Here is a 25,340-nt window from a genome sequence, read left to right as displayed (position 1 = left end):
CTCACCTCAGCTTGGCGAGTTTGCTCTTGCACCGGTCGGCGTGATGCCCAGTGCCTTCGCCCTCGTACTGCGCCGCCGCCGCGGCGTACCGCTCGGCCGCCTCTTCGCGACGGCCGAGCTCCACCAAGACGTCGCCCTCCAACTCCAGGTACGACGCATCATCTGCTTCGTGCCCGAGCGGGCTCACAAGTTCTCTGCGCTGACCGCACAGGTCAGGGACCTTGTGATAGCTACCGGCCGCCAGCTCGACCTGGCCCAGCATGAGCAAGGTGTCCGCCTCGTACGCCCTGCGGCCGGCGCCCATCCCCACGGCTTCGGCCTTACCCGCCGCTTCCCGGCAGCGTGTTACCGCTCCGTCGTGCAGGCCGCGGCGGCTGAGCGCGAGCCCCAAGGTCCGCAGGCACGCCACCTCGGTGTGAACGTCGCCGACGTACGCGCGAGCTCCAACCCCTTGGTGGCGTCATCGGCCCACCGGTCGACGACGTCCTCCGGGCAGTCACTCGGCCGCCAACGCTCGGGCGGCCAGTGATCGCGCGAGGCTCGCCGATCGACAACCGCAGCGAACACCTCGAGGCACAGATTGAGCAGCCGCCAACCTCGCATCGCCGCACGCGGTCGCGGTATGCATGATGAGCCGCCACATGTCTTGAGTGGTTCTGCTCCTGCGCGCCCAGAACAGATTCGAATGAAGTCGCAGGGCGATCCCGAAGGCGCTCTGAACGCGCAGCTCACGACAGGCAAACCGGACGGCTTCCAACAGGTTTTCGATTTCACTGGCGAACCATGACTGGGGTCAGCCTGGACGAGACGCCGCGCGCCGGGCGGCGCGTACAGCGACATGCCGAGCCGAGCTGAGGGGGTTGTGCGGCTCATGCGGGATGAGCGAATCGGCATGGTAGGCAAGTTCGAGCCAGCCGAGGAGCAGCCGGTCCACGGCCGCGTCGCTTTCGGTGACGTGCTCGGCCAGCCGACCCCGACCGGCGGCGAACGAGCGCTGGTGGCCGTGCTGCTGGTAGCACAGTTGGCCGACCGCGTCGACGCCGACGGGGTCGATGAGGCTATGCGTGGTCAGGTTCCTTCGTAGCCGCGTGTCGGCGTGGACCTTCGTAGGAGCCCGCATGTGGTCGCTCGTTGATCGTCGTTCTGGGACGTGGCTGGTTGTGTTGTTTGGCTGGGCTGCAGGCAAGTTCGAGTCCATAGTGACGCTATGACAGGTACCTCTGTACGCAGGCCGCTGTTGCTGGCGGCGTCGGTGGTGTTGCCGGTGGGCGGGGCGGTGGCCGGCAATCAGATCCTCAACGACGGGCAGTGGTCGTGGTGGTGGGCGCTGATCGCGGTCGCCTTGTCGGCGGCGTGCGCATGGGTTACTCATCGCCTTACGCGTACGGCCAAAGGGTCGGCGGCGGTGGCGGGCCAGTTGGTCTCCGGCTCAACAGTTGGCGGCGGCGTTACCCAGGTCAAAGGTGTCACGGGCACGCTGCGACTCGGGCCCCCTTCATCCCCCGCTCCTGCTCCGCAACAGCCTGCGGCCGAGGCATCCGAGCCGGTGTCGCCAGCGCCGGAGACCGGGCAGACGGTGACCCGGACGCGGATCGGTGGCGAGGTGGTACAGGTCGATGGCGTCGGCGGCGACGCCGAGATCGACCGATGATCGGCTCCAGGGGCCGATCCGGCCACGAGGGCAAGGCAGCCTCCCAGTCAGTGACCGACAGCCTGGTGCTGGGCGATGTGATCCAGGTACACGGGGTGGCCGGCAGCGTGACGATCACGTTGAGCAGGCCGGTGTATCGGGTGGAGCCGTTCCCTCCGTCGCGGAGCTGGCCGGGCGTAGAGCAGGCGCGGGCGCAGCCGTCTCGCTTGTTGCTGGCCCGGTATGAGGTGGTGCCGTTCATCGGCCGCGAATCCCTGCGACGGGAGCTGGCGGACTGGATGCAAGGCCCGGAGGGCTCGATGTCGGTGCGGCTGGTGCACGGGCCGGGCGGGCAGGGCAAGACCCGGCTGGCCGCCTTCCTGGCCGGTGAGCACTCCAGCGGGGAGCAGGGCTGGCAGGTGTGGCAGGCGCGCGAGGCGCTGCCGAGCTCAGCCGTGCCGTCCCGACTGAGCATGCCGGCGGGTGCGGCGAGGGTTTTGGTGGTGGTGGATTACGCCGACCGGTGGGCGTTCACGCACTTGCAGGCTCTGCTCAGCGATCTGCGCACGCTGGCGGTGAGAATGCCGGGTGGGCCGACGGTGCGGGTGTTGTTGCTGGCCCGCTCGGCCGGGTGGTGGTGGCAGGGACTTCAAGAATGGCTGGATGCCGACCTGGATCTACCCGCTGAGCAGGTGCCGTTGCAGCCGCTGGGTGGCGAGGTTGACCGGTATGAGCTATTCACCGCTGCTCGGGACCGTTTCGCCGCCGCATTGGAGGTGGCGGGATGCCAGGCCATCGATCCTCCTGCGCGGCTGGGTGACGTGCGGTTCGCGCAGGTGCTGTCGGTGCACATGGCCGCGCTGGCCGCCGTCGACGCGCACCATCGTGGCACCACGGCGCCGGTCGATCCGGAACGGATCTCGGCCTACCTGCTGCGCCGCGAACGCGCGCACTGGCAGGCCTGGCACAGCCGTCACGACGATCCGTTGCCCACACCGCCGCCGACCATGGGGCGCGCGGTGTGGGCAGCCACCTTGACCGGGCCGCTCCCGCACCTCACCGGGATCGCGGTGCTGGAGCGGGCTCAGATCGCCACTCTGCCGGAGAACGCTGCCCAGGTCCTGGCCGACCACCAGCGCTGCTACCCGGCTGACGATCCGGCCACCGTACTGGAGCCGCTGTATCCCGACCGGCTCGGTGAGGACTTCCTCGCTCTGTCCATTCCCGGCAACACCGCTGCCGGGTGCGATACGAGCGCCGTGGACGCCTGGGCAGGCACCGCGCTCCTCCCGCTCCTCACCCCGGCTTCTGGCGAGGAACAGCCGCCTCCGTGGACTCGCGCCGCGCTGACAGTACTGATCGAGACCGCCCGCCGCTGGCCGCACGTGGCCAGCAGGCAGCTGTACCCCCTGCTTACCGCCCACCCCGAGCACATGCTGTACGCCGGCAGCGCCGCTCTCGCCGCCCTGGCCGACTTGCCCGATATCGACCTGGCCCTCCTGGAAGCCGTCGAGGCCTTGCTGCCACCCGGTCGGCACATCGACCTCGATCTCGGAATCGCCGCCCTGTCCACCCGCCTGACCGACCATCGCCTGACGGCCACCACCGACCTCGCGCGAAAAGCAGCGCTTCATCTCAACCATGCCAATCGCCTGGGCAACGCGGGCCAGCACCAGCCCGCCCTGGAAGCCGGCCAGCGGGCACTCAAGCTGTATGGCGAGCTGGCCGAGTCGAATCGTGACGCCTACCTGCCCAATCTGGCCATGTCGCTGAGCAATCACGCTGTTGGATTGGCGGCGGTGGGGCGGCGAGCCGAAGCCGTGCCCATCTCTGAGCAGGCCGTCGAGCTGCGCCGCGAGCTGGCCGAGTTGAATCGTGACGCCTACTTGCCCGACCTGGCCATGTCGCTGAGCAATCACGCTGTGCGGTTGGCGGAGGTGGGGCGGCGAGCCGAAGCCGTGCCCGTCTCCGAGCAGGCCATCGAGCTGCATGGCGAACTGGCCGAACACAACCGCGACACCTACCTGTCCAACCTGGCCACGTCGCTGAGCAACCACGCCGCCCTGCTGGCGGAGGTGGGGCGGGTAGCCGAAGCCGTGCCCATCGCCGAGCAGGCCGTCGAGCTGCATGGCGAACTGGCCGAACACAAGCGCGATGCCTACCTGCCCGACCTGGCCATGTCGCTGAGCAATCACGCCAACCGGTTGGCGGAGGTCGGGCGGCTAGCCGAAGCCGTGCCCATCTCCGAGCAAGCCGTCGAACTCCGCCGCGAACTGGCCGAACTCAACCGCGACGCCTACCTGCCCGACCTGGCGGCCTCGTTGAACAACCACGCTGTTCAGTTGGCGGAGGTGGGGCGGCTAGCCGAAGCCGTGCCCATCTCCGAGCAAGCCATCGAGCTGTATGGCGAGCTGGCTGAACTCAACCGCGACGCCTACCTGCCCAATCTGGCCACGTCGCTGAGCAATTACGCCAACCGGTTGGCGGAGGTCGGGCGGATAGCCGAAGCCGTGCCCGTCTCCGAGCAGGCCGTCGAGCTGCGCCGCGAGCTGGCTGAACTCAACCGCGACGCCTACCTGCCCGACCTGGCCATGTCGCTGAGCAATCACGCTGTGCGGTTGGCGGAGGTGGGGCGGCGAGCCGAAGCCGTGCCCGTCTCCGAGCAAGCCGTCGAGCTGTATGGCGAACTGGCCGAACTCAACCGCGACGCCTACCTGCCCAACCTGGCGGGCTCGTTGAACAACCACGCCGCCCTGCTGGCGGAGGTCGGGCGGATAGCCGAAGCCGTACCCGTCTCCGAGCAAGCCGTCGACCTGTATGGCGAACTGGCCGAACACAATCCCGACGCCTACCTGCCCAACTATGTGCGCAGTCTCGCTGTCCAAGGACGGACGTTGAGCCAGGCGCAGCGGCACGGTGAAGCCGTCGTTCCCCTGGTTGAAGCGCTGGCCATCGGCCTGGAACTTCCGGAGTACGCACGCGATCTTGTGGGAGCCGCCGCCGAGGTTCTCCATGAGGTGTACCGAGCCGGCCCGCAAGAGGTCAGCGAGACGTTCGAAACCCTGACTGGGCAGCCCTTGCCGGACTGGATCAAGGAGTGAGGCGTTCGGCCGGGTGAGAGGACAGAATGCCCTCATGACGATGTATCGCCACCCACTTCTAGGACCCCCTCAGGGAGTGTGGCGTAGGTGTGGGCGGTGGCCCCAGGTGGCCCAGCGCCAGAGCCACTCGAGGGGCCCGAAGCGGTATCGGCGCAGCCAGAGAGTAGACCACACCCACTGAGTGCAGAGAATGGCAGCGGCGATCCCGACCACCATCGTCAAGGACCAGTTGTCCGGCGAGCCACCGATGACACGTTGGGCAGCGAGGACGAGGATCGTGGCGGTCAGATAGTTGGTCAGCGCCATCCGGCCCAGCGGCGCGTAGATGGCCTGCAACGCCGGGCGGAGCGGCGTCCGGAGCAGGACCAGCAGAGCGCAGATGTAGAAACCGGCGACCAGCAGCCCACCCACGCCCATCGCGAGGCCGAAGCCGGGGTCGTCGGACCGCAGCCCGACCTGCCACCACAGGACGGGTGCCGCCAGCGCAGCCAGGGCCGAGCCCAAAACGATCGGCACTCGGGTGGACCGCTCGATCCGCTCGATCACCCCGTACCGGGTCAGTGTCGAGCCCAGCAGGAACAGCCCGGGGACCAGGCCGAAGAAGCCGCTTCCGAGGATCGGCGAGATCGCGAGGAGCGCGGCGGACAGGCCGGCTACGGCCCATCGGGGCAGCCAGGTCGAGGGCAGCAGTATCACCAGGCCGACGATGGCGTAGATGGCCAGGATGTCGCCCTGCCACAGCAGGAAGTGGTGCACCAGACCGAGCGCGAGCAGCACCAGCAGCCGGCGCAGCAGGAGCACCCGAGGGTGAGCGGTACGGCCCGCGGACGACTCCAGCAACAGCGAGAAGCCGACGCCGAACAGCAGGGAGAAGATCGGGAAGAAGCGCTGCTCGACGAGCAGCCCCATCCACACATCCCCCGCTGTCGGCGACCCATGGGTCACGACCGGGCCGCCGAGGCTGGCAATCGGCTGGACGTTGGCCAGCAGGATCCCGCACAGCGCGAATCCGCGGATTACGTCGAGCGCGCCGATGCGTGGGCGGCTGGAGGAGGTCATCGCCCGGCCGCCGGATTGAGCCGGGCGCCCGCCAGCAGGTGCACGGCGGCGCTCAGGCTCGGTCGGGTCCGTGGCCTTCGGCGTCGGATAGGGATCTTGATGTGGCATGAGGCTCATCCTGCGGGCCCGGTCCGGTGCCGGGCATCGAGCGAAAGCAGGGTTACGCGGTGCTCGACGGTACTTTCGGCTGGTTCGGTGCGGGGCAGTCATCTCCTAGCCTGAGCGGTGTGAAGGGTCGGGGATCGCTGAGCGGGTGGGTCGGGTTCGCGGTCGATGCCGGGCTCGGCGTCGGGTTCGCGGCGGCGCTCGCCTTCCAGGCGTACCGGATCGCCGACAGTTGGGGTGGCGCCTACTGGCAGTTCGGCTGCGTGGCGGGGGCGGTGATGTGCGGGCTGGCTCTGGTGCGCCGACGCGGCCGGTTGTGGGCGGCCATCGCAGGCCTGGCCGTCGCGGCGGTCGCCATCGTGGTCGCCCGGCTGGCTGGGCTGCCGAGTGAGCCGGGGCCCGCTATGGCGTTGGGCCTGTCGGTGCTGGTCGGGTCCGCGGTCAGAGTGCTGCCGGCCTGGCGGGCGGGCGCCGTCGCGGCCGGCGGGGGCGCGGTGGTCGCCGGTGGGCTGCTGGCCGCGTTCGTCTTCTCCACCGGCTCGGTGGTGGCGGTGCTGAACGGCGCGGCGTGGCTGGCCGCGCTGGTGGCCGGGCTGGGGCCGCGGCTGCTTGCCGCCCGGCGCCGGGCCATGGCCGATCGGGTACGTCGCAACGAGCGTCTGGTGCTGGCCCGTGAGCTGCACGACGTCGTCGCCCACCACATCACCTCCATCGTGCTCCAGGCCCAGGCCGGCCAGCTCCTGGCCCGCAAGCAGCCGCACACGGCGGAAGGCTCCCTGGCCGACATCGAGGCCGCCGGATCCGACGCGCTGGCCGCGACCCGCCGCGTGGTCGGCCTGCTGCGCGACGCCACCGAGAACAGCAACGACAACGACAAAACGCACTCCGCCGAACAGCTCGGCGAGCTCGTCAAACGGTTCGACGGCCACGGGCTTGTGGTGCGCTTGAGCTTGCCTGACGGGGAGTCGGGGTGGCCGCCCGAAGTGGCCCGTACCCTCTACCGGGTCGTACAGGAGTCGCTGACCAACATCTCCCGCCACGCCCCGAACGCCCGCCACGTCACAGTCACCGTCACCGTCGCCCGAGACCAGGACGCCGTCAGGGTGCAGGTCGTCGACGACGCCCCGCCGGGCGTGACCCCCTACCCTCACCGGGGCGGGTACGGCCTGATCGGGATGCGCGAACGCGTCGAGGCTCTCGGCGGCACGCTCAGCGTCGGCCCGCGCCGCGGAGCCGGCTGGTCCGTACTCGCCACCCTGCCCATCGCCACAGCCGCTTCCGTGAGCGGGCGCCGATGACCATTCGGGTCCTGCTGGCCGACGACCAGGCGATGATCCGCGCCAGCCTGCGCATCATCCTGGAAGACCAGCCCGACATCAGCGTGGTCGGCGAGGCCGCCGACGGCGCCGAGGCGGTCGCCCTGGCCCGGAGGCTGCGCCCGGACGTGTGCCTGGTGGACATCCAGATGCCCCGCCTGGACGGCATCGAGGTCACCCGCGAGCTGGCCGGCCCTCGCGTCCCCGACCCGCTGCGGGTGATCGTGGTCACCACCTTCGACCTGGACGAGTACGTCTACGGCGCGCTACGCGGCGGAGCGGCCGGCTTCATCCTGAAAGACGCCGGGCCCGCCCTGCTCGTCGAGGCCGTCCGGGCCGCGCACGCCGGAGACGCGTTGATCTCCCCGTCGATCACGCTACGGCTCCTGCGCCACCTCACCGCTTCCGGAGGGCCGGCCACTGGCGGAGCCGCCGCGCCGCTGTCCCAACGAGAGACCGAAGTCGTCCGGGCCATGGCCGCGGGCCGTACCAACCAGGAGATCGCCACCGAGCTGTTCATCTCGGTGAGCACGGTCAAAGGTCACGTCACCGCCATCCAGGCCAAACTCCAGATGCGCAACCGAGTCGAGGTCGTCGCCTGGGCCTGGGAGAACCGCATCGTGGGCACCGCCTGAAGGCTGTTGCCTGGATCAGCGCGGAATCGGCCGTTCACCGAACTACTGGCAGCCCGATGAGGTCAGAAGACGTTCTTGAGGAACGGCAGCAGCGCTTCGGCCGTGCGCTCGGGGAACTCCGACATGGGGTAGTGGCCCGCGCCGTCGATCAACACGGCCTGCCCCCGCAGCAGTGACGCCTGAGTCCGCGCCTCCGCCGCCGGGTCGGGGAAGTCGGGATCCTTGACGCCCATGAGGACCAGGGCCGGGCAGCGGACCTGCGGGAGGACCTGCTCGGCGTCCGGCGCCCGGTCGAAGAGCATGCGGCGCATCGCCTCGTGCCGCCGCGGGTCGCGCAGCATGGCCACCAGCTTGGCGCGGTGCCCGTCCAGGTCGGTGGGCTTGGCGGTGGGGTGCGCCATGCCGTAGTAGATCTTCCACAACCAGGGGGAGGAGCCGATGACCCGGACGAGCGCTCGGACGGCGACGTTGAGCGGGATGGCTCTGATGAACCCGTCGATGGGGACGATGCCGGCCACCCGCTCGGGAGCCTCGGCGGCGGCGCGGACGATGCCGCCTCCGGCGTAGGAGTTGCCGAGCAGGACGGCGCCGGGCGCGTCCAGTTCCTCCAGAAGGGCCACGATGTCGCCGCCCACGGCGGACTGCGAGTAGTCGTCCCACCCCGCTGACGACTCCCCGTGGCCGCGCAGGTCCATGGTCACCACCCGGTACCCCGCTTCCACCAGCGCGGGACGCAGGAACCGGTAGACCTCCCGGATGTCTCCGAGGCCGGGCACACACACCACCAGTGGCCCCTCGCCGGCGGAATCGTAGGCCAGTCGCCCGTCCGGCACGTCAACGAACATGTCAGCACCCTTCGCGAAAGAGGACATGGGCGGTCTCAGCTGAGGACATCGACGGCGAGGCCCAGGACCAACAGCGCCGCCATCACGCCGCCGGAGACCATCGCGCGCCAGGTGACGGGTGCGCGCTGCCGTACCGAGCGGAAGTACAGGACGGCGCCGACCACCAGGAGGATCCCTTCGATGACGGCCGTGGCCCAGGGGACCTGCCACAGTCCGAGGCCGAGCAGGGGCAGGCCGCCGGCGTTGCCGGGCAGCAGCGGCAGGTCGGCGCGGTGGACCAGCAGGTCGAGCAGCCAGTGGCTGAACACCATCGCGCCCAGCAACCAACCGGTCCTGCGGCCCCACCGCCGGGCGCCGAGGCCGCCGTACAGCGCCGATAGCAGTAAGGCGCCCAGCAGCGAGTGGGTGTACTGCGCGTTGATCAGCGCTTCGCCGTAGGTTCCGGGGGCGACGGCCTTGAAGGACTCGATCCCGCCCGCCAGGTACAGGGCCACGAAGACGACGTCGAGGAACTGCGTGGCGAGCATGAGCGACCACAGCGGGACGCGCGGCTCGCGGGCCTTGACCGCAGCGGCCAGGCCGAAGTGTCCGATGAACATCTAGCGTCCTTCCTTGGCGACGGGCTCGGCGGCGCGGGTGGCCCAGTGGTCGAGCCACCCGCACAGCACGACGAACAAGATCAGAAAGATAAGGAAGTCCACATGTTTCCCCTTACGTCTGCGCGCGGATCGCGCTTGCGGTACGACGCTAGGGACCGGAGGCGTCCGGCCGGTATCGGACGATTGTCGGGTGATACGACTGATGCCCGTCTGGCGAGTGACGGTACATTCTGATCGTGCTGCGAGGGCGGGAACGAGAACTGGCGGAGATCGAGGCGCTGCTCGCACGGGCCAGAGACGGCCGAAGCGCAAGCCTGATACTCCGGGGCGAGCCCGGCATCGGCAAGTCCGCGCTCCTCGACCACGCGGCCCAGTCGCCGGAGGGCCTGCGACCGCTACGCGGCACCGGCATCGAGACCGAGGCCGAGCTGCCCTTCGCGGCGCTCCACCTGCTGCTCCGCCCGGCCCTCGACCGGATCGGCCGGCTGCCGGCGCCGCAGGCCCGGGCGCTGGAGGGCGCGTTCGGCCTGGCCACCGCCCGCGGGGACGCCCCTGAGGACCGCTTCCTCATCGGCCTGGCCGCCTTGTCACTGCTCACCGAACTGGCCGAGGACGGCCCGCTGCTCTGCCTGGTCGACGACGCCCAGTGGATGGACCGATCGTCGGCCGAGGCGCTGCTGTTCGCGGCCCGGCGGCTGCACTCCGAGGGGATCGCCCTGCTGTTCGCCGCCAGGGACGGCTTCCACGCGCCCGGGGTCCCCGAGCTGCGGCTCGAAGGACTCGACCGGCAGGCCGCCGGCGAGCTGCTGCACGAGCGCACGCCCGGGCTGGGCCCGTCGGTGCGGGAAAGGATCCTCGCCGCGAGCGGCGGGAACCCGCTCGCCCTGATCGAGCTGCCCCGGGCCCCCGAGGCGCTGCGGCACGCGCAGGAACCGCTGCCGCTGCCGCGCCGGATCCAGGAGGCCTACGAGGCGCGCATCGCCGTCCTGCCGCCGGGCACCCAGACGATGCTGCTGGTCGCGGCCCTCGACGACGCCCGGGACCTCGACGTCGTGCTGCGCGCGGCCGGCCGGCTGGGGGTCGACGGCAGTGCCCTGGGCCCGGCCGAACACGCCGGTTTCCTGTCCACTGCCGACGGGCGGATCTCCTTCGGCCACCCGCTCATGCGCACTGCGGCGGCGCGGCGGGCGGTCTACGACGAACGCCTGGCCGTGCACCGCGCCCTCGCCGGCGTACTCGACGACGAGCAGGACGCCGACCGCCGCGCCTGGCACCTGGCCGCCGCCACGACGGGCCGCGACGAGCCGATCGCCGCCGCGCTGGAGCAGGCGGCGGGCCGCGCCCGCGAGCGCGCCGGCCACGCTGCGGCCGCCGCGGCCCTGGAACGGGCGGCGCGGCTCACCCCCGGCCTGGCCGAGCGGGCCCGGCGGCTGGCCCTGGCAGCCGAGGCCGCCGCGGACGCCGGCGTCCTGGAGCACGCGCAGGGCTTGGCCGACCAGGCGCGGCGGCTCGACGACGACCCGCTGACCGTCGCGCGGCTGGCGGGGCTGCGCGGCCGGATCGCCTTCGACCGGGGAGCCGTGCACGACGCCCATCGAATCCTGCTCGACGGCGCCGCCTCCATCTCCGCCCTGGATCGCAAGGCCGCGGCGCTGATCCTGCTCGACGCCGTACGCAACGCGTGGTACCTCAGCGATCCGGCGGCCGTCGCCGAGTCCGCGGCGCGGCTCGCCGAGCTGCGGTTGTCGCCGGAGGACGGGCTGGACGGCTTCGTCCGGGCGGCCCGCGCCATGGCCGACTTCCTGGCCGGCGACCTGGACCGGGCACTACCGCCGTTCCGTGAGCTCATCGCCGTGGCCGTGGCGATCCCCGCCGGCATTACGGCCCTGAGAATCAGCCTCTGCTCGCTGGCCGGGATCTCGGGGGACTTCGACAACGGGGAGGCTATCGCCCAGTCGGCGATCGAGGAATGCCGGTCCGTCGGCCTGATCGGGCTGCTGCCGCTCGCCCAGGCTGTGCTGGCGATCCACCAGTTGTACCTCGGGCGCTTCCGCGACGCCGTCACGACCGCGACGGAGGGCCGTCGGCTCGCCGTCGACATCGGCCACACGCACCGCGTCGCGCACTTCGAGAGCGTCATGGCCATGGCGAGCGCCGTCCAGGGCCGCGAACAGGAGTGCCGCGAGCTCGCCGAGCGGACGATCGCGCACGTCGCCGCCCATCCGGTGGCGACCATCGTCGGCTGGGCCGAATGGGCGCTCGGCCTGCTGGACCTCGGCCAGGGCCGCTTCGAGGCGGCGCTGGAACGCTTCGACGCCGCCGCCCGCGGGCCGCTCCGGCACCAGATCATGCCGATCTACTTCGCTCCCGACCAGATCGAGGCCGCCGTGCGACTGGGCCTGCCCGCCCGCGCGGAGCAACCGCTCGCCCGCTTCGCCACCTGGACCGCGGCCGCCGGTCATCCGTGGGCGGAGGCCGTACTGCACCGCTGCCGTGCCCTCCTCGCCCACGACGACCACGAGGCGGAACAGCACTGGGAGCAGGCCGCGCGCTCGCACGCCGAGGCGAACCGCCCCTACGAGCGGGCCCGCACCGACCTGCTCCACGGCGAGTGGCTGCGCCGCAACCGCCGCAGGCACGAGTCCCGGGCCCGCCTGCGCGCGGCGCTGGAGACCTTCGAGCGCGTCGGCGCCCGCCCCTGGGCTGAGCGCGCCCGCGCCGAGCTGCGCGCGGCGGGCGAGAACGTGGCCCAGGGCAGCCCCGATCTGGCCGCCCTGCTCTCACCCCAGGAGCAGCAGGTGGTACGCCTCGCCGCCACGGGGATCACCAACCGGGAGATCGCCGCCCAGCTCTTCCTCAGCCCGAAGACCGTCAGCCACCACCTGTACCGCGCCTTCCCCAAGCTCGGCGTCACCACCCGCACCGAACTCGCCCACCTCGACCTGAGCTGAACGACCCAAATCGCCTGATCCGGCTGCGGAACCGGGATCTGGGCTGGTGCCTGGCGACGGGTCTCACCGTCACCAGGCATCAGGCATCAGGCATCGCCTTGCCCTTGGTCACGGGCGGTCCTTCGGCGTCGCGGGGAGCTCGTCCGTCCAATCGGTGGTCACGGAGATGTATCCGTCGGTGTGCCCCGAGTTTCCGTTACCGGCGAGGAAGAGGTTGGCGCGGACGACCCGGGCGGTCTCGGGATCGACGACCATCTGGATCCAGTTATCCGGGTCGTCAGGGTCGGGAATCCGCAAGGCCTGACCGCCTTCGACCGCGCCCGTGTTCTCGACTCCCGGCGTCGCGGCGAGCGCCTGGAACGCCGCGGAACGGACCTCCGCAGGCGTGGGCAGCTCCGTGATCAGCGCGAGCAGGCTGAGTGTGGGGTCGCCCTGGGCCTCGGACGTGGACATGTCATCCGGGTCGCCTTTGCGCTGGACGATCCACGCCTTCAGGGCCTCCGGGTCCGTCGGCAGCTTCTCGAGGTCGTCGAAGCTCACGTCGGCTCCCTTGAGCCTGAGCGAGATCGAGTCTGGTACGACGGTGTCCGGAGTGTCGCCCGGCTCGTTCCTCGTCCAGCGCTTGCCGTCGCGCGAGGTCCAGCTCTCCATAGGGGGAATCTCGCTGTTCGACCACTTGGCGGTGACGTGCCAGTAGGTCCCGGAGCTTTGCGGCGTACGTTCCGCGCTGACGGCCGCCATGAGCAGGACCTCCTTGCCCGAGACCGGAGCCGCGGCGATCACATGCGCCGGAGCGCCCGCGTTCGTGACCGCCCCCGTAGCGATCACGACCGCGGCGGCCGCCCCGGCGGCGACCAGCGCCACGCCCGGCACGAACCACCTGACGCGCCCCCGGCTCCACATCCTCTGGCCCAGAGTTCTGTGGCCCAGCGTCCTGTGCTGGAGCCTGCTCCGGCTACGCGCGACCACCTCCTCGGACGGCTCCGGCTTGGCCAGCAGACTGGCCACCTCTTCCAGGTCGTTCATGGGGTCTCCTTGCCTCTGAGTGCGCTGTCTATGAGGGTGCTGTCGATCCGAGCGTGGATCTTGGCGCGGGCCCGGCTGAGCCGCGAACCCACCGTGCCGATGGAGATGCCGAGCGCCTGGGCGATCTCGTCATAGCTCAGCTCTCCCAGTGCCAGGAGCAGCAGCACGTCACGCTCGCCGGCGTTCAGCGAGGCGAGCGCCATGGCCAGTTGCGGCTGCATGCGCTGGGCGGATACTGAGGTGAGGACCCGGTTCTCGTGCCCTTCCACGACCGGCGCGGGGTCCAGCCGGGCCAGCGCCTTGTAGTGGCGGGCCTCCTTACGGCGATGCCTGGCCACCAGGTTCGTGGCGAACCCGAACAGCCAAGGCCGTAATCCCCCCTGCCCCGGATCGAAACGATCGCGCCGATCGAACGCCAGCAGGAACGTCTCCGCCGCGATGTCCTCGGCCACCTGCGTGTCCAGGCGGCCCGCAACGTACAGGTAGATGTCGCGGAAATAGCGGTCATGCACGGCGGTGAACAGCTCGGGATCCCGCCGGTAACCGGCGACGAGGTCGGCGTCGGTCACCTGCTCGCCCACGTCGGCGGTCACGTGCCCGTCTCCGTCATGAGTGTGCCTTCCGGATGGTGATCGTTGCTTTCACCCACCCTTCGCCGTACGCCCACTTCTTCTTCCCATCAGTCCCCTACGGCCCGCCCAGTGCCGGATGTCCCACCACTCCCACCGCACGTCGACGGGGCTTCGGGAAGGAGTTCATCAAGCCTTATCCCTCGCATACAGACGGCGAGTTCGCCCGGCTCTACCCTTCGCAGTACAGGGGGAGTATCCCTTCGCAGCAGCCTCGTCATTTACGGGTGCAGCCCCGCTCCATGGGCCCCCGGGGCTGTTGGTCCGTCCCTGAACCGGGCGGGAGAGACCTCTGGCAAGCTTCGCGCTGCCAGGAGGCCGTCAGTGCTCGACTTCTTCAAAACAGTGGGCTTAAGTGCCTCGGTACTGCCACTCGCCTTGGCGATCATCGTCGTCGCAGCAGGCCTGACCGCCCTGTGGGCCCCGTCGGCCAAGCGCCAGAACCGCGCTGTCCAGGTGCTGCGGATCGTCCTGCGCGCCCCCGACAGGCGGACGCGAGACGGCCAACTCCGCACACCGCCGTCGGGCGCCGAGGCAACTTCGCAGGAGAACTCCAAACCCGAACAGGCACTGTAGAGCTGTCCTGGCTGCGGCCGTGACCAACGGCTTGGCCGACGATGCGGGCGCGTGACCAGCCGCAGGGGGAAGGCCGTTGAACGGCGCTCGGCTGGTCACGGGCTTGTGGTTAGTGATCACGGGCCAGAGATGGCCGGCCGGGCACGGCAAGTCGGCCCAGACCACACGGCGTTCACCGCTCAGGTATGTGCCCCAGGCGCTAGAAAGCATCTGGTCGCTGGAGACCTTCGGCGGCTCGCCGATCTTCTTGCAGCGTTCTCATGCCGTGAGACCGAGCCCGGTCCCCGAACCGAGGTTCACGCGGACGAGGCGGATGTTGGACGGTCCACATCGCACTGCTGGGTCGAGACCCGCCTCGTGGCATCACTCGCGGCGTCGGTGATAGGCAGGAGTTCCTTAGCGGCTAGCGCGAAGCCGCGGTCCGGATGATCCACCGCCGCGGCGAAAGTCATCCCGGAGACTGTGGCCCCGGGAAGAACCAGCGGCGCGCCGATCATGCCTGAGCGCATGTCCGCGGACAATGTGAGAACGGTCCGCGTGACCTGGTGTTTGTGGTAAATATCCATGCTCTCTGCCTCAACACGACGGTCGACCCTGATCGGCTCTACCACCGCATGCTCTGTGTCTTTCCGATAGCCGAGCAGGTAGGCATCGCCGAGCGGCGCCTCGGAGAGCGTTTCAGCGATGTGGAGCGCAGGTGCGGAAAGATCTGGTACGTAAAGAACCGCGACATCAATATCCGGATCAAAGGCAACGACACGGGCTTGATATCCCTCACCCTCATCGGCGGTGACCACGAGGGACTCGACGACGCCGGCCACCACATGAGCCGCCGTGACCACCCGCTGCGGGGCGTATACGAAACCGGTCCCCTCGATCTTCTTGCCACACGACGGCGCCGGTCCCGAGACGCGTACCACGCTCTGCTTCTCACTGACGATCTCCGGCGGGATCACGACGTCACCCGCGTGCGGCGGGGAAGCGGTGGGCAGCAACCAGAAGGGCACCGTGATCGAGCATCCGCTCAGGACGAGGAGGATCGGTAACCAGAGCCAGCGCATCATGCCTTCCATCTCTTCGTGGGAACCTGCGTCCCGGGAAAGGCCCGCTGTCCTGGTCGACGTCACATGCGCTCCGGGGACACATATTCGATCAAGCTACCGACGGCTGATGACGGTCATGTCACGTATCGGGCCGTCTCGCTGCACCTGTTCGACGGCTTCACCGCCGTCCGATAACTCATTCCAGCGGCGAGCCGCCAACGCAGGCGGCGATGGTCTTGGCCACCTGGAATGGCGGAATCTCGGTCGTGTCGATGATTTTCCCTTCACGGCCAAGCCAAGGCAGAGCGTCGCGGTATTCCGGAAGGTGATCCAGGCGCCACTTTCTGATCTCTGGGGTATCCGCTTCGATTCGACGGGTGAGTGTGCCCTCGTCCGCGTGGAGTACAAAGTGATGGACAGGGATGCTTGCTCTCTGGAGACCCGTGTGAATCTCCTGCCAATACCGCTCGACGAGGACGGTCTGCGGCATGACGAGTACACCGCCGACATAGTCGAGCAGTTGTGCGGCCGTCTCAACGACAAGACCGCGCCACGGCCTCCAGTGCTGGAAGTCACCGAGACTGGGGAGGTCTGAGACGGTTTGCAGCAGGTAGCCAACCTGCTCAGGGTCAAAGTACCGAGCTTCAGGGATGAGCGATATGAGGTCATTCGCAGCACTTGTCTTGCCTGCGCCAAATGTGCCGTTCAGCCAAATAATCATGGGGCCGAGCATAGTGAGAAAGCCCCATGGTGGCGGCGAGCGTGATGTTGCGGGTGTTGGCGCTGCTACGTGAGGTCGAGATATTTGAGCCCGCTTCCCCGGAGCTCCAACCGCCCCATGTTGCCCGGCTCCCTCCGCCCCGCGCACCCGATGGTGCTGGGAGTGCGCCGGTCAACGCTGGGGCAAGGAGGAGAGGCAGTCATGCTCCGCTCCCTGTCCTCGGCTCAGGTCATCGAAGTAGCCACTCCAGGCAGGCCAAGAGGTCGGGGAGTTCGAGGGGCGGCAGCCCCTCGTTTCGGGGTTTGGGGCGGAGCCCCAATAGACACAGTCTGAGGTTGATCGGCGCGAAGCGCCCCACCGGCGAAGGCGATGCAGTTGGGCGGGGTGTGGGGGCCGCGCCCCCACTGGACACAGTCTGAGTTCTTGAGCGCGAAGCGCCCCTCTGGCGAAGGCCTTGCTTGGAGGGGTTTCAGCGGTCGCGGGCGTCGTACTCTTCGCGGGCGCTGTCGATCCGGTCGATGTTCTGCTCGGCCCACTGCTTCATGACCGCCATGACGGGCAGGAGGCTCCGGCCCAGGTCGGTGAGGGCGTAGTCGACGCGTACCGGCACCGCCGGAGTGACCGTACGCGAGATCAGGCCGTCGCGTTCGAGGTGACGCAGCGTCTCCGTGAGCATTTTCTGGCTGGCGCCCGCGATCGCGCGAGCCAGGTCGCCGAAGCGGCGCGGGCCGTCGGCCAGCTCGTTGAGCAGGACGGCCACCCACTTGTCACCGATGCGCTCGATCAGCCGGTTTGCCGGGCAGGCGGTGAAGCGGGCCTGGTAGGAGAGCCGGCTCTCGGCGCGCCGCTGGGCGGCGGTGCGAGTGGTCATGGCATCCCCTCACGTGGGTTGGTCACCTTGAAGTGCGTACTGCCGTTCGACCGTAGCACCGCCTAACTTCGCTCGTGAGCAGGGCTCATCCTGCCTGATCAAGGAGTGAAGAGAGCATGACGACGATCGCTATTCTCGGCTCGGGCGCTGTGGCCCGAGCCCTCACCGGCAGGCTGCGCGGCGCGGGGCACGAGCTCGTCGTGGGCTCTCGTGCCCCGCGCGAGGACGCCGTCTTTCCCGTCATCGGCCTGCGTGAGGCGGCGGGTTCGGCGGAGGTGGTGATCAATGCCATGCCCGGCCCCGTGTCGGTGGAAGTGCTCACCGGCCTCGCGGTGGAACTGGCGGGCAAGGTGCTGGTCGACGTCGCCAACGCCACCGAATCCGACGCGCACGGCTTCGCGTCGGCGCTGCTGTATCCGGGTAGCAGCCTCGCCGAGGAGATTCAGCGGGCATTGCCGGATGTACGTGTGGTGAAGACACTCAACACCGTGCACGAATCGATCATGGCTCAACCGGCTCGGCTGTCCATCCCGCCCACTGCCTTTCTGTCCGGGAACGACGCCGACGCCAAGAAGGCCGTCGGTGGTCTGCTGGCCGACCTGGGGTGGGCGGCTGAGTGGATCATCGATCTCGGTGGTGTGGAGACGGCGCGGGTGCCGGAGGCGTTCATGCTGATGGTCGGCGACCTCGTCCGCGCGCTCGGGCCGGTGCCCTTCGGCATGGCCATCGCCCGTTGACGACCCTTGTTTACGCCTGCTGATGCTCGTTACGCCGGTTGGGGGGTGAGCCAGGTGGTCATCGCCTCGGGCAGGCCGTCCGTGCCCGCCCAGGCCACGTAGCCGTCGGGGCGGATCAGCAGGACGTCGGCGGGCGGGTCCGGGCAGTGCGCGGCGACGACGTGGAGGCGGTCGTCGCCGACCAGGTTGCCCAGCTCCGAAGGGCCCAGGTTGAGCAGTACCCAGCCGGCCGGGCGCATGAGCTCCGCCACCCGGGTCGGCCCTTCCGTGGTGGTCAGTGCCAGGTCGGGGGCGAATCGGCCGGTCAGTGGGTGGGGCGCGGCGCCGTACCGGATGTCGGAGCCCTGGGGCAGGGTCCCGTACCGGATGTCGGAGCCCTGGAGCATCTCGCCGAGACGACTCAAGGGCTGGTCGAAGGCGAACAGTTCCGCGAGGAGGTCGCGCAGGGCCGCGCCGTCCTCGCCGGTGAGGCGTTCCAGGACCGCCTGGGCGCGGGTGTGGCGCAGGGTGTGGACGGCCACCGGGCGGCGTTCCGACTCGTACGTGTCGAGCAGGCCGGGCGGGGCCTGGCCGTGCAGGTGGGCGGCCAGCTTCCAGGCGAGGTTGGCGGTGTCCATCAGGCCGACGTTCAGCGCCGAGCCGCCCGCGGGGAACAGGTGGGCGGCGTCACCCGCCAGGAACACCCGGCCCTCGCGATAGCGGTCGGCGACGCGGGCCTGCGAGACGGTGCTCGACAGCCAGATGGGCTCGCCCAGCGGCAGGTCGACGCCGATGACCCGGCGCACCGCGGCCTCGAACTCCGCCAGTGTGACGGCCGTGGCGGGCGCCGTCCCCTTCTCGCGTACGCCGACGATGTGGACGCCGGACTGGAGCGAGGTGAGCAGCAAGCGGCCGTTCGGGGTATGGTTCCAGCCCTGCTGCAGGCCATTGACCTGTGGTGTGTCGAAAATCCTCGCATCCGGCGCCGCGAAGTGGCCGAGCCGCAGCACCTCGTCGTCCGTCGTGCCGGGGAAGCCGATGCCCGCCTGCTCGCGTACCGGGCTGTGGCCGCCGTCGCAGCCGACGACGTAGCGGGCCTGGAGCCGGAAGCCGTCACCCTCCAGCGTCACGCCTTCGTCGTCCTGGGCGAGCGTCCTCAGCCGGTGGTCCCAGCTGATCTCGGCGCCGAGCTCGGCCGCGCGCTCCCGCAGCAGCCGCTCCAGACGGGGCTGCTGGATCATCAGCAGCTGTAACGGGGACTCGCCGCCCAGTTCGGCGAACTTCAAGGGCACCGAGCCGAACGGGAAGCCCGGCGCGCGTCCGGCGAACGGGCTGCCCGCGCTGAACCGTTCGAGCAGACCCCGATGGTCGAGCAGCTGGATGATCTGCCCGCCCAGGCCGTTGGCCTTGGGGAGGTCGCCAGGCTCGGCTCTCTTCTCCAGCACGGTCGTACGGACACCGGCCAGGCGCAGCTCGCAGGCCAGCATGAGCCCCGTGGGGCCCGCTCCTATGATCACTACTTCTTCCATGCCTGTCAGGCTAGATTGACAAACTTCGCCTGTCAATCTAGCCTGACGACGTGGACATGGGAGAACTCTCTGAACGCATCAAGTCGAACGACCCCGCCATGGGACTGCGCGCGGTCGGCGCCCTGCACCGGCTGGCCGAGCAGGTCGAAGCCGTCTCCGTGGCCGTGGCCAGGGAGCAGGGGTGGACGTGGGAGCAGATCGGCGACGCGCTCGGCATGTCGCGGCAGTCGGTACACGCGAAGTACGGAAAGTGACGCTAATTACGGCAGGTTAGGAGTGGCATGTTCGGCAAGGAGAAGAGCCCGTTCGCGGTGGTCGTGACCGCGGCGCTGGAAGAGGCCAGGCAGCGCGGCGACCGGCGGCTGGGGACCGAGCATCTGCTGCTCGGGTTGCTGCGCCAGCCGGATCTGGCCCCCGCCCGAGCGCTCGGCGTGGATCTGGAACGGGCGCGGGCGGCACTCGAAGAGCTCGACCGGGCGTCGCTGCGGGCGCTCGGGATCGACGTCGGCGATGTACCGCGGGCACGGCCGCGCAAGCATCCGGCCGTGCCGGGCACCGCGCTGACGTCCAGCGCCCGGGCGGCGATCAACCAGACGATCAAGACGACCACCCGCAAGGTCAGGAACACCGCCGCGCCGGCCCAGCTGCTGCTGGCCCTGCTCGCGCAGGGACGGCCCGATCCGGTGGCCGAGCTGATCGACCAGCTCGGCATCGACCGCGCCGAGGTCCGCGCCCGCCTGGCCGCCTAACCGACCGGCCGGTGCCCTGCCCACGACAACCGACAACCGACCGACCACCGGTGACCGGCCGACCGGCCGCCTAACTGACCGACCGGTGACTGGCCCACCGACAACCGACCGACCGGCTGACCGGCCGAAATCGGGTTGATCGTGCCTCACCCCACTGGCAGGCTCGAACGATGGACCACCGCACGTTCGACGAACTAGTCGCAGAGGCCGAGTCGGTCTCCGTGGACGGCTGGGACTTCTCCTGGCTCGACGGCCGGGCGACGGAGGCCCGCCCCTCCTGGGGATACTCCCGCCGGCTGGCCGGCCGGATGGCCACCGCCGAGGCCGCGCTCGACATCGAGACCGGCGGCGGCGAGATCCTGGCCGGGGTCCCGAAGCTCCCGCCGGTCACCGTCGCCACCGAGTCGTGGCCGCCCAACCTCGCCCTGGCCGCCAAGCGGCTGCGCGCCCGCGGCGCCGCGGTGGTGGCCGACGACGAGCTGCCCCGCCTGCCGTTCCGCACGGCGGCCTTCGACCTGGTCGTCAGCCGTCACCCGGTGCGCACCTGGTGGGCCGAGATCGCCCGCGTACTCAGGCCGGGTGGCACCTACTTCTCCCAGCAGGTGGGCGCACGCAGCGTCGCCGAGCTGACCGAATTCTTCATGGGCCCGCAGGACGGCTCCAGCCGCGACCCCGAGAAGGCCAGGGCGGCGGCCGTGCAGGCCGGGCTCACCGTGGTCGATCTGCGGGCCGAGTCGTTGCGGATGGAGTTCCGGGACATCGGCGCGGTGATCTATTTCCTGCGCAAGGTGATCTGGACCGTGCCGGACTTCTCGGTCGACCGCTACCGGAAAGAGCTGCGCGAGCTGCACGAACGCATCCAGGAAGACGGGCCGTTCATCGCCCATTCCACCCGTTTCCTGATCGAGGCCAGAGCCTGACGCGTCGCCCGGCCCCTGCGGCTGGACATCCGACTACCTCCGCGGGCGTACGACGAAAGAGGCCGGACACTCCCCTGGGTGGAGCGCACGACGAGCCCACGGTCCGATGCGCCGGGGCCGCACGGTGGCGATCCTCAACGTATGAACACAATGACGCATTGGGGCTGGGGCGCTGGATTCTGGCCGATCATCCCGGTTCTCTGGGGCCTGTTCTGGGTGGCCGTCGTCGCCCTGGCCGTTCGGACCTGGCAGAAAGGTCGCTGGCACCGTACCGAAGCCGGAGCGACCACGTCCGCGGAGCGGATCCTCGCGGAGCGGTACGCGCGCGGCGAGATGAGCGACGACGAGTACTTCCAGCGGATATCAGTGCTCAAGAGCTGACCCACCCACCACGGCAAAACCTAAACCGTCACGCGAGTAAAACAACTGTGACTGGCCGCATCCCGTTCGCGACGTTAAGTTGCCTCTAGAGACTGTCGAGAAGTGGGGGCCCTTATGCAGTCGATCGCCCGATTCTGCGGCCAATGCAACTGTGGCTGCCCCGAGTTGTTCGTCGACCGTTCGGCGCCGGAAGAGCGTCAGGTGCTGATCACCGACGACTTCGGGCAGCGGGTGGAGATGAGCCTCGACCAGTTCGGCTCGATCGTCGAGGCGGCCAAGAGCGGAGCGCTGGACGACCTGGCGCTCCGCGGCTGACCGTGCAGGCCATCACCCTGCTCGCCAGCGGGCTCGCCGCCGGGCTGGTGGCGGGGACCGCGTCCTGCACCGCGGTGCAGGGCGGGCTGCTCGTGGGCCTCACCTCGGGCGGCTGCGATGGCGACGAGCGGGGGCCGTCGCGCGATCCCGTGCTCGTGGGGTGGTTCCTGGCGGGTCGGCTGCTCTCCTACGCGGCCGCCGGGGCACTGCTCGGCCTGGCGGGTTCGGCCGTCAGCCTGCCTCCGCAGGCGCGGGCGCTGCTGCTCGTGGCGGCGGGCATCGCGGTCATCACGTACGCGATCAGACTGCTCCGCCGGCGGCAACCCGGCTGCGAGGCCCCCAGGCGGGCGCCCCGGAGCGCGCCGCTGCTGGGCGCGGCCACCATCCTCATCCCCTGCGGGGTGACACTCGGCATGGAGATGGTCGCGGTCTCCAGTGGCTCGCCGCTGGGCGGCGCGGCGGTGATGACCGGATTCGTGCTCGGCACCGCGCCCGCCTTCGCGTTGCTCGGCTGGGTCCTGCGGCGCGTCTCGCGGACCAGGCTCGCCCGGCTGGCCGGGGTGGCGGCGCTCGCGGCCGGCCTGTGGACGGTCGGCTCGGGTGTCAGCCTGGGCGGCTGGCTCGCGGCTCCGGCAGGTTCGGCGGGACTGGCAGGTTTGGCGGGGCTGGCGGGACTGGTGGGTCCTACGGGCTTGGCGGGTCCGGCGGGCTCGACAGGTTGGGCGGGTCCAGCAGGTTCGGCAGGTTCGGCGGCGTCAGGCGGGGACAGCGCCGGGCAGGGTGCCCATACGGTCACCGTCTGGGCGACCCGCGACGGCTACCGGCCGCAGATCGTGACCGCCCGTGCCGGAGTCCCCATCGAGATCGTCTTCAAGCTGGCCGACCAGGGCTGTACGAGCACGGTCACGATCGCCGGGCGCGACGTCGCCCTTCCCGCGACGGTGCACCTGCCGCCGCAGCGCCCGGGGTCGCTTCGTTACGTATGCGGGATGGGGATGTACAGCGGCTACATCAACTTCTCCTAGTCCCTCGGCGATTACTGTTCGCATTCGCGCGATTACCTGGCACCCTGTGGCCATGGCGTGGTGGCAAGAGGAGGTGGCGGCACCGGCGATTCCGGCGCCACGGGTGGGAGACGAGCCCGAACTGCTGATGGCCGCTCGGGCCGGTGACCCGCAGGCGGCGCACCGGCTCGGCCGGCTCTGCGCCCAGCGAGGCGACCGCTCGGCGGCCAAGGAGTGGTGGGAACGGGCGGCGGCGGGCGGCAACATCGACAGTGCCTACAACCTCGGCGTCTGGCACGAGAAGCACGGCAGCCTGGAGGAGTCCGTCTCCTGGTACAAACTGGCCGCCGCCACCGGCGACGTCGAGGCCGCGGTCAACCTGGCCACGTTGCTGCTGGAGCAGCGCGGAGACGTGCCGGCCGCCCGGCGCTGGTTCGAGATCGCGGCCCGCGAGGGCTCCCGGACGGCCGCCCGGCGACTGGCGCTGATCTGCGAGGACGCGGGCGAGGTCGCGGCCGCGCGCGAGTGGCACCGCAGAGCGGCCGCCGACGGCGACGCGGCCTCCGCGCACGACCTGGGCTTCCTGGCGTACGCGGCGGGCGAGGACGAGGAGACCCTGCACTGGTGGGAGTGCGCCGCGCGCGGCGGCCACGCCGAGTCGGCCTACTGCCTCGGCCTGCTCCTCCAGGCCAGCCGTGACCCCGAGGGCGCCGGCGCCTACTTCCGGCTGGCCGCCAAGAGCGACCATCCGGGCGCCGCCTCGCAGCTCGGCGGCAGCGCGCTGGCCCACGGAGACCTGCGCACGGCCCGCGCCTGGTTCGAGCGGGCCGCGAGCGCCGGCCGGCTGGCGGACCAGCGGATGGCCGGGTTCGTCTGCGTCGAGCTGGGCGACACCGCCGGAGCCGGCCACTGGTTCGGCCGGGCGGCGGCCAGCGGCGACGCCGAGTCCGCCTTCCACTTCGGGCTGCTGCTCATCGCCGAGTTCAACGACCTGGCGGCCGGTCGGCACTGGTTCCGGCAGGCCGCGCTGGCCGGACATCACCAGGCGGCCATCGAGCTGGCCGGGCTGCTGTCGGCGGCAGGGGAGACGGAGGAGGCCGCGCGGTGGCTGGCCGACCCGCCGCCTCCGTCATGGGACCGGCCGGCCGAGCCCGAACTGGCCGCGCGGGCCGAGCTGGCGGCGTCCGCCACGGGCCGCAGGGGCGGCGTCCCGCTGGCCGTACGCGAGCTGGCCGAGATTCTCGGCACCTGGGACCTGGCGACCAGACCGCTGCACGACCACGCGGACGTGCTGGGCTGGCTGGCCCGGCGCAGCGGCCTGCACGCCAGCGCGATCGAGCACCTGGCGTCGGTGCGCGGCACGTTGCTGCGTCCGGGCAGCGCGCCCTGGCCCAGCCCCGGCGAGATCGACCACGTCCTCGCCACGGCCCGCGACCTGCGACAGCGGCTCGGCGTCCGTTAGCCAAGCCGCTGTGCTCCAAACAGTTGGTCAGGCGGCGAGGACCTCGGTCACCGGCGTGACCGGGAGTTCGAGCGCCTGCGCGACCGGCCCGTTGGTGAGCAGCCCGTCGTAGGTGTTGAGCCCGCCCGCCAGGCCCGCGTCCGCCTTGAGCGCGTCCCGCCAGCCCAGGTCGGCCAGCTTGACGGCGTACGGGAGCGTCGCGTTGGTCAGGGCGTAGGTGGAGGTGTTGGCCACCGAGCCCGGCATGTTCGCCACGCAGTAGAAGATCGATCCGTGCACGGTGTAGGTCGGCTCGGCGTGCGTGGTCGGGCGGGAGTCCTCGAAGCAGCCGCCCTGGTCGATGGCGATGTCGACGAGCACCGAGCCCTTCTTCATGCGCGAGACCAGGTCGTTCGAGACCAGCGTCGGGGCCTTGGCTCCGGGGATCAGGACCGCGCCGATGACCAGGTCGGCGTTCAGCACCTCCCGCTCGATCGCGTACGAGGTGGAGACCAGCGTCTTGAGCCGGCCCTGATAGATGGCGTCGATGAAGCGCAGGCGGTCGACGTTCGTGTCGAGGACGGTGACCTCGGCGCCCATGCCGACGGCGATCTGGGCGGCGTTCAGCCCGGAGACGCCGCCGCCGATCACGACCACCTTGGCCGGGGCCACACCGGGCACCCCGCCCGGCAGCACGCCGCGTCCGCCGTTGAAGCGCATCAGGTTGTACGCCCCCACCTGCGGAGCCAGGCGGCCCGCGACCTCCGACATCGGGGCGAGCAGCGGCAGGCTGTTGCCGACCTGCACGGTCTCGTAGGCGATGCCCGTCGTCTTCGCGCCGAGCAGCGCGTCGGTGCACGGCCGGGAGGCGGCCAGGTGCAGGTAGGTGAACAGCACCAGGCCCTCGCGCAGCCGGTGGTACTCCTCCGCGATGGGCTCCTTGACCTTGAGCACCATCTCCGCCTCGCCCCACACGGCGTCGGCGCTTTCGACGATCTTCGCGCCCGCCGCCAGGTATTCCTCGTCCGGGATGTGCGAGCCCAGGCCCGCGCCGCGCTGAACGGTGACGTCGTGGCCGTGACGGACCAGCTCGTGCACGCCTGCCGGGGTTGCGGCGACTCGGTATTCGTGGTTCTTGACCTCGGCGGGCACGCCGATCTTCATGGCTGATCCTTTCG

At 70.2% G+C, this 25,340-nt stretch carries 26 protein-coding genes; 14 read left to right on the top strand and 12 right to left on the bottom strand.

What is annotated here, in order from left to right; all coding sequences use genetic code 11:
• Position 1: 1 nt before the first annotated feature.
• Both AB0B64_RS25445 and AB0B64_RS25440 read right to left on the bottom strand, forming a co-directional pair.
• Positions 2 to 310, bottom strand: coding sequence for a hypothetical protein (locus tag AB0B64_RS25445; RefSeq protein ID WP_358180041.1), 309 nt, complete (start codon positions 308 to 310; stop codon positions 2 to 4).
• Between the two features lie 483 nt (positions 311 to 793).
• The gene (locus AB0B64_RS25440) at positions 794 to 1,120 is read right to left on the bottom strand and encodes a hypothetical protein (RefSeq protein WP_357949439.1); all 327 of its coding nucleotides are present in this window, start codon (positions 1,118 to 1,120) and stop codon (positions 794 to 796) included.
• Between the two features lie 87 nt (positions 1,121 to 1,207).
• Between AB0B64_RS25440 and AB0B64_RS25435 the strand changes: the two genes are divergently transcribed.
• Positions 1,208 to 1,651: a hypothetical protein gene (locus AB0B64_RS25435; RefSeq protein WP_357949435.1), complete on the top strand. Its 444-nt coding sequence runs from the start codon at positions 1,208 to 1,210 to the stop codon at positions 1,649 to 1,651.
• A 50-nt stretch (positions 1,652 to 1,701) separates the two neighbouring features.
• The gene (locus AB0B64_RS25430) at positions 1,702 to 4,731 is read left to right on the top strand and encodes a tetratricopeptide repeat protein (protein WP_358180038.1); all 3,030 of its coding nucleotides are present in this window, start codon (positions 1,702 to 1,704) and stop codon (positions 4,729 to 4,731) included.
• 69 nt (positions 4,732 to 4,800) lie between these two features.
• On the opposite strand, the gene AB0B64_RS25425 is transcribed toward AB0B64_RS25430, so the two are convergent.
• A complete protein-coding gene (locus AB0B64_RS25425) occupies positions 4,801 to 5,898 on the bottom strand; it encodes a DUF418 domain-containing protein (RefSeq protein ID WP_358180035.1) in 1,098 nt (365 codons plus the stop codon).
• A gap of 119 nt (positions 5,899 to 6,017) precedes the next feature.
• Here AB0B64_RS25425 and AB0B64_RS25420 point away from each other — a divergent pair, with 119 nt between their 5' ends.
• Both AB0B64_RS25420 and AB0B64_RS25415 read left to right on the top strand, forming a co-directional pair.
• Positions 6,018 to 7,193 (top strand): sensor histidine kinase, encoded by a 1,176-nt coding sequence (locus AB0B64_RS25420; RefSeq protein ID WP_358180032.1) that lies wholly within the window; start codon positions 6,018 to 6,020, stop codon positions 7,191 to 7,193.
• Positions 7,190 to 7,846 (top strand): response regulator transcription factor, encoded by a 657-nt coding sequence (locus tag AB0B64_RS25415; RefSeq protein WP_357949424.1) that lies wholly within the window; start codon positions 7,190 to 7,192, stop codon positions 7,844 to 7,846. The genes AB0B64_RS25420 and AB0B64_RS25415 overlap by 4 nt, the downstream gene beginning before the upstream one ends.
• A 62-nt stretch (positions 7,847 to 7,908) precedes the next feature.
• Here AB0B64_RS25415 and AB0B64_RS25410 read toward each other — a convergent pair whose 3' ends face one another.
• Positions 7,909 to 8,691, bottom strand: a complete 783-nt coding sequence (locus tag AB0B64_RS25410; RefSeq protein WP_358180029.1) for an alpha/beta hydrolase — start codon at positions 8,689 to 8,691, stop codon at positions 7,909 to 7,911.
• A gap of 35 nt (positions 8,692 to 8,726) precedes the next feature.
• The gene (locus AB0B64_RS25405; protein ID WP_357949418.1) at positions 8,727 to 9,290 is read right to left on the bottom strand and encodes a permease; all 564 of its coding nucleotides are present in this window, start codon (positions 9,288 to 9,290) and stop codon (positions 8,727 to 8,729) included.
• 236 nt (positions 9,291 to 9,526) lie between these two features.
• Here AB0B64_RS25405 and AB0B64_RS25400 point away from each other — a divergent pair, with 236 nt between their 5' ends.
• Positions 9,527 to 12,241 carry an AAA family ATPase gene (locus AB0B64_RS25400; RefSeq protein WP_358180026.1) on the top strand — a complete coding sequence of 905 codons (2,715 nt, stop codon included), beginning with the start codon at positions 9,527 to 9,529 and terminating at the stop codon, positions 12,239 to 12,241.
• Between the two features lie 108 nt (positions 12,242 to 12,349).
• Here AB0B64_RS25400 and AB0B64_RS25395 read toward each other — a convergent pair whose 3' ends face one another.
• Both AB0B64_RS25395 and AB0B64_RS25390 read right to left on the bottom strand, forming a co-directional pair.
• Positions 12,350 to 13,267: a CU044_5270 family protein gene (locus AB0B64_RS25395; RefSeq protein WP_358180023.1), complete on the bottom strand. Its 918-nt coding sequence runs from the start codon at positions 13,265 to 13,267 to the stop codon at positions 12,350 to 12,352.
• Positions 13,264 to 13,860 (bottom strand): RNA polymerase sigma factor, encoded by a 597-nt coding sequence (locus tag AB0B64_RS25390; protein WP_358180020.1) that lies wholly within the window; start codon positions 13,858 to 13,860, stop codon positions 13,264 to 13,266. The genes AB0B64_RS25395 and AB0B64_RS25390 overlap by 4 nt, the downstream gene beginning before the upstream one ends.
• A 360-nt stretch (positions 13,861 to 14,220) precedes the next feature.
• Between AB0B64_RS25390 and AB0B64_RS25385 the strand changes: the two genes are divergently transcribed.
• Positions 14,221 to 14,472 (top strand): hypothetical protein, encoded by a 252-nt coding sequence (locus AB0B64_RS25385; RefSeq protein WP_358180017.1) that lies wholly within the window; start codon positions 14,221 to 14,223, stop codon positions 14,470 to 14,472.
• A gap of 296 nt (positions 14,473 to 14,768) precedes the next feature.
• Here the strand turns inward: AB0B64_RS25385 and AB0B64_RS25380 are convergent, their stop codons facing one another.
• From AB0B64_RS25380 to AB0B64_RS25370, 3 genes are all read right to left on the bottom strand, one after another.
• Positions 14,769 to 15,536 carry a trypsin-like peptidase domain-containing protein gene (locus AB0B64_RS25380; RefSeq protein WP_358180014.1) on the bottom strand — a complete coding sequence of 256 codons (768 nt, stop codon included), beginning with the start codon at positions 15,534 to 15,536 and terminating at the stop codon, positions 14,769 to 14,771.
• A gap of 175 nt (positions 15,537 to 15,711) precedes the next feature.
• Positions 15,712 to 16,236 carry an ATP-binding protein gene (locus AB0B64_RS25375; protein ID WP_357949400.1) on the bottom strand — a complete coding sequence of 175 codons (525 nt, stop codon included), beginning with the start codon at positions 16,234 to 16,236 and terminating at the stop codon, positions 15,712 to 15,714.
• A gap of 469 nt (positions 16,237 to 16,705) precedes the next feature.
• Positions 16,706 to 17,107: a helix-turn-helix domain-containing protein gene (locus AB0B64_RS25370; protein WP_357949397.1), complete on the bottom strand. Its 402-nt coding sequence runs from the start codon at positions 17,105 to 17,107 to the stop codon at positions 16,706 to 16,708.
• Between the two features lie 116 nt (positions 17,108 to 17,223).
• Here AB0B64_RS25370 and AB0B64_RS25365 point away from each other — a divergent pair, with 116 nt between their 5' ends.
• On the top strand, positions 17,224 to 17,844 hold the full coding sequence (locus AB0B64_RS25365; RefSeq protein ID WP_357949395.1) for an NAD(P)-binding domain-containing protein: 621 nt from the start codon (positions 17,224 to 17,226) through the stop codon (positions 17,842 to 17,844).
• A 29-nt stretch (positions 17,845 to 17,873) separates the two neighbouring features.
• On the opposite strand, the gene AB0B64_RS25360 is transcribed toward AB0B64_RS25365, so the two are convergent.
• Positions 17,874 to 19,352: an FAD-dependent monooxygenase gene (locus AB0B64_RS25360; protein WP_358180011.1), complete on the bottom strand. Its 1,479-nt coding sequence runs from the start codon at positions 19,350 to 19,352 to the stop codon at positions 17,874 to 17,876.
• Between the two features lie 56 nt (positions 19,353 to 19,408).
• Between AB0B64_RS25360 and AB0B64_RS25355 the strand changes: the two genes are divergently transcribed.
• From AB0B64_RS25355 to AB0B64_RS25325, 7 genes are all read left to right on the top strand, one after another.
• Positions 19,409 to 19,606 carry a hypothetical protein gene (locus tag AB0B64_RS25355; protein ID WP_358180081.1) on the top strand — a complete coding sequence of 66 codons (198 nt, stop codon included), beginning with the start codon at positions 19,409 to 19,411 and terminating at the stop codon, positions 19,604 to 19,606.
• Between the two features lie 27 nt (positions 19,607 to 19,633).
• A complete protein-coding gene (locus AB0B64_RS25350; RefSeq protein WP_357949390.1) occupies positions 19,634 to 20,101 on the top strand; it encodes a Clp protease N-terminal domain-containing protein in 468 nt (155 codons plus the stop codon).
• A gap of 170 nt (positions 20,102 to 20,271) precedes the next feature.
• Positions 20,272 to 21,021 (top strand): class I SAM-dependent methyltransferase, encoded by a 750-nt coding sequence (locus AB0B64_RS25345; RefSeq protein ID WP_358180008.1) that lies wholly within the window; start codon positions 20,272 to 20,274, stop codon positions 21,019 to 21,021.
• A 141-nt stretch (positions 21,022 to 21,162) separates the two neighbouring features.
• The gene (locus tag AB0B64_RS25340; protein ID WP_358180005.1) at positions 21,163 to 21,402 is read left to right on the top strand and encodes a hypothetical protein; all 240 of its coding nucleotides are present in this window, start codon (positions 21,163 to 21,165) and stop codon (positions 21,400 to 21,402) included.
• 114 nt (positions 21,403 to 21,516) lie between these two features.
• Complete coding sequence (locus AB0B64_RS25335) at positions 21,517 to 21,717, top strand: hypothetical protein (RefSeq protein ID WP_358180002.1); 201 nt, start codon at positions 21,517 to 21,519, stop codon at positions 21,715 to 21,717.
• Between the two features lie 2 nt (positions 21,718 to 21,719).
• Positions 21,720 to 22,742 carry a sulfite exporter TauE/SafE family protein gene (locus AB0B64_RS25330; protein ID WP_358179999.1) on the top strand — a complete coding sequence of 341 codons (1,023 nt, stop codon included), beginning with the start codon at positions 21,720 to 21,722 and terminating at the stop codon, positions 22,740 to 22,742.
• 52 nt (positions 22,743 to 22,794) lie between these two features.
• Positions 22,795 to 24,183: a tetratricopeptide repeat protein gene (locus tag AB0B64_RS25325; protein ID WP_357949378.1), complete on the top strand. Its 1,389-nt coding sequence runs from the start codon at positions 22,795 to 22,797 to the stop codon at positions 24,181 to 24,183.
• Positions 24,184 to 24,210: 27 nt separating this feature from the next.
• Here AB0B64_RS25325 and ald read toward each other — a convergent pair whose 3' ends face one another.
• On the bottom strand, positions 24,211 to 25,326 hold the full coding sequence (gene ald / locus AB0B64_RS25320; RefSeq protein WP_357949376.1) for an alanine dehydrogenase: 1,116 nt from the start codon (positions 25,324 to 25,326) through the stop codon (positions 24,211 to 24,213).
• Positions 25,327 to 25,340: the final 14 nt, after the last annotated feature.

The sequence above is a fragment of the Nonomuraea sp. NPDC049129 genome (assembly GCF_040648495.1).
In the GTDB taxonomy this organism is placed as follows: domain Bacteria; phylum Actinomycetota; class Actinomycetes; order Streptosporangiales; family Streptosporangiaceae; genus Nonomuraea.
Note: the sequence above shows the minus strand (reverse complement) of the source record. Positions and strands in the feature narration are given on the sequence as shown.

Excerpts from the sequence above, each read along its gene's own strand:
- AB0B64_RS25440 (WP_357949439.1), bottom strand. The coding sequence starts at position 1,120 with ATGCGGGCTCCTACGAAGGTCCACGCCGACACGCGGCTACGAAGGAAC.
- AB0B64_RS25435 (WP_357949435.1), top strand. The coding sequence starts at position 1,208 with ATGACAGGTACCTCTGTACGCAGGCCGCTGTTGCTGGCGGCGTCGGTG.
- AB0B64_RS25425 (WP_358180035.1), bottom strand. The coding sequence starts at position 5,898 with ATGCCACATCAAGATCCCTATCCGACGCCGAAGGCCACGGACCCGACC.
- AB0B64_RS25415 (WP_357949424.1), top strand. The coding sequence starts at position 7,190 with ATGACCATTCGGGTCCTGCTGGCCGACGACCAGGCGATGATCCGCGCC.
- AB0B64_RS25410 (WP_358180029.1), bottom strand. The coding sequence starts at position 8,691 with ATGTTCGTTGACGTGCCGGACGGGCGACTGGCCTACGATTCCGCCGGC.
- AB0B64_RS25405 (WP_357949418.1), bottom strand. The coding sequence starts at position 9,290 with ATGTTCATCGGACACTTCGGCCTGGCCGCTGCGGTCAAGGCCCGCGAG.
- AB0B64_RS25395 (WP_358180023.1), bottom strand. The coding sequence starts at position 13,267 with ATGAACGACCTGGAAGAGGTGGCCAGTCTGCTGGCCAAGCCGGAGCCG.
- AB0B64_RS25380 (WP_358180014.1), bottom strand. The coding sequence starts at position 15,536 with ATGATGCGCTGGCTCTGGTTACCGATCCTCCTCGTCCTGAGCGGATGC.
- AB0B64_RS25375 (WP_357949400.1), bottom strand. The coding sequence starts at position 16,236 with ATGATTATTTGGCTGAACGGCACATTTGGCGCAGGCAAGACAAGTGCT.
- AB0B64_RS25370 (WP_357949397.1), bottom strand. The coding sequence starts at position 17,107 with ATGACCACTCGCACCGCCGCCCAGCGGCGCGCCGAGAGCCGGCTCTCC.
- AB0B64_RS25365 (WP_357949395.1), top strand. The coding sequence starts at position 17,224 with ATGACGACGATCGCTATTCTCGGCTCGGGCGCTGTGGCCCGAGCCCTC.
- AB0B64_RS25360 (WP_358180011.1), bottom strand. The coding sequence starts at position 19,352 with ATGGAAGAAGTAGTGATCATAGGAGCGGGCCCCACGGGGCTCATGCTG.
- AB0B64_RS25355 (WP_358180081.1), top strand. The coding sequence starts at position 19,409 with ATGGGAGAACTCTCTGAACGCATCAAGTCGAACGACCCCGCCATGGGA.
- AB0B64_RS25350 (WP_357949390.1), top strand. The coding sequence starts at position 19,634 with ATGTTCGGCAAGGAGAAGAGCCCGTTCGCGGTGGTCGTGACCGCGGCG.
- AB0B64_RS25345 (WP_358180008.1), top strand. The coding sequence starts at position 20,272 with ATGGACCACCGCACGTTCGACGAACTAGTCGCAGAGGCCGAGTCGGTC.
- AB0B64_RS25340 (WP_358180005.1), top strand. The coding sequence starts at position 21,163 with ATGAACACAATGACGCATTGGGGCTGGGGCGCTGGATTCTGGCCGATC.
- AB0B64_RS25335 (WP_358180002.1), top strand. The coding sequence starts at position 21,517 with ATGCAGTCGATCGCCCGATTCTGCGGCCAATGCAACTGTGGCTGCCCC.
- AB0B64_RS25325 (WP_357949378.1), top strand. The coding sequence starts at position 22,795 with ATGGCGTGGTGGCAAGAGGAGGTGGCGGCACCGGCGATTCCGGCGCCA.
- ald (WP_357949376.1), bottom strand. The coding sequence starts at position 25,326 with ATGAAGATCGGCGTGCCCGCCGAGGTCAAGAACCACGAATACCGAGTC.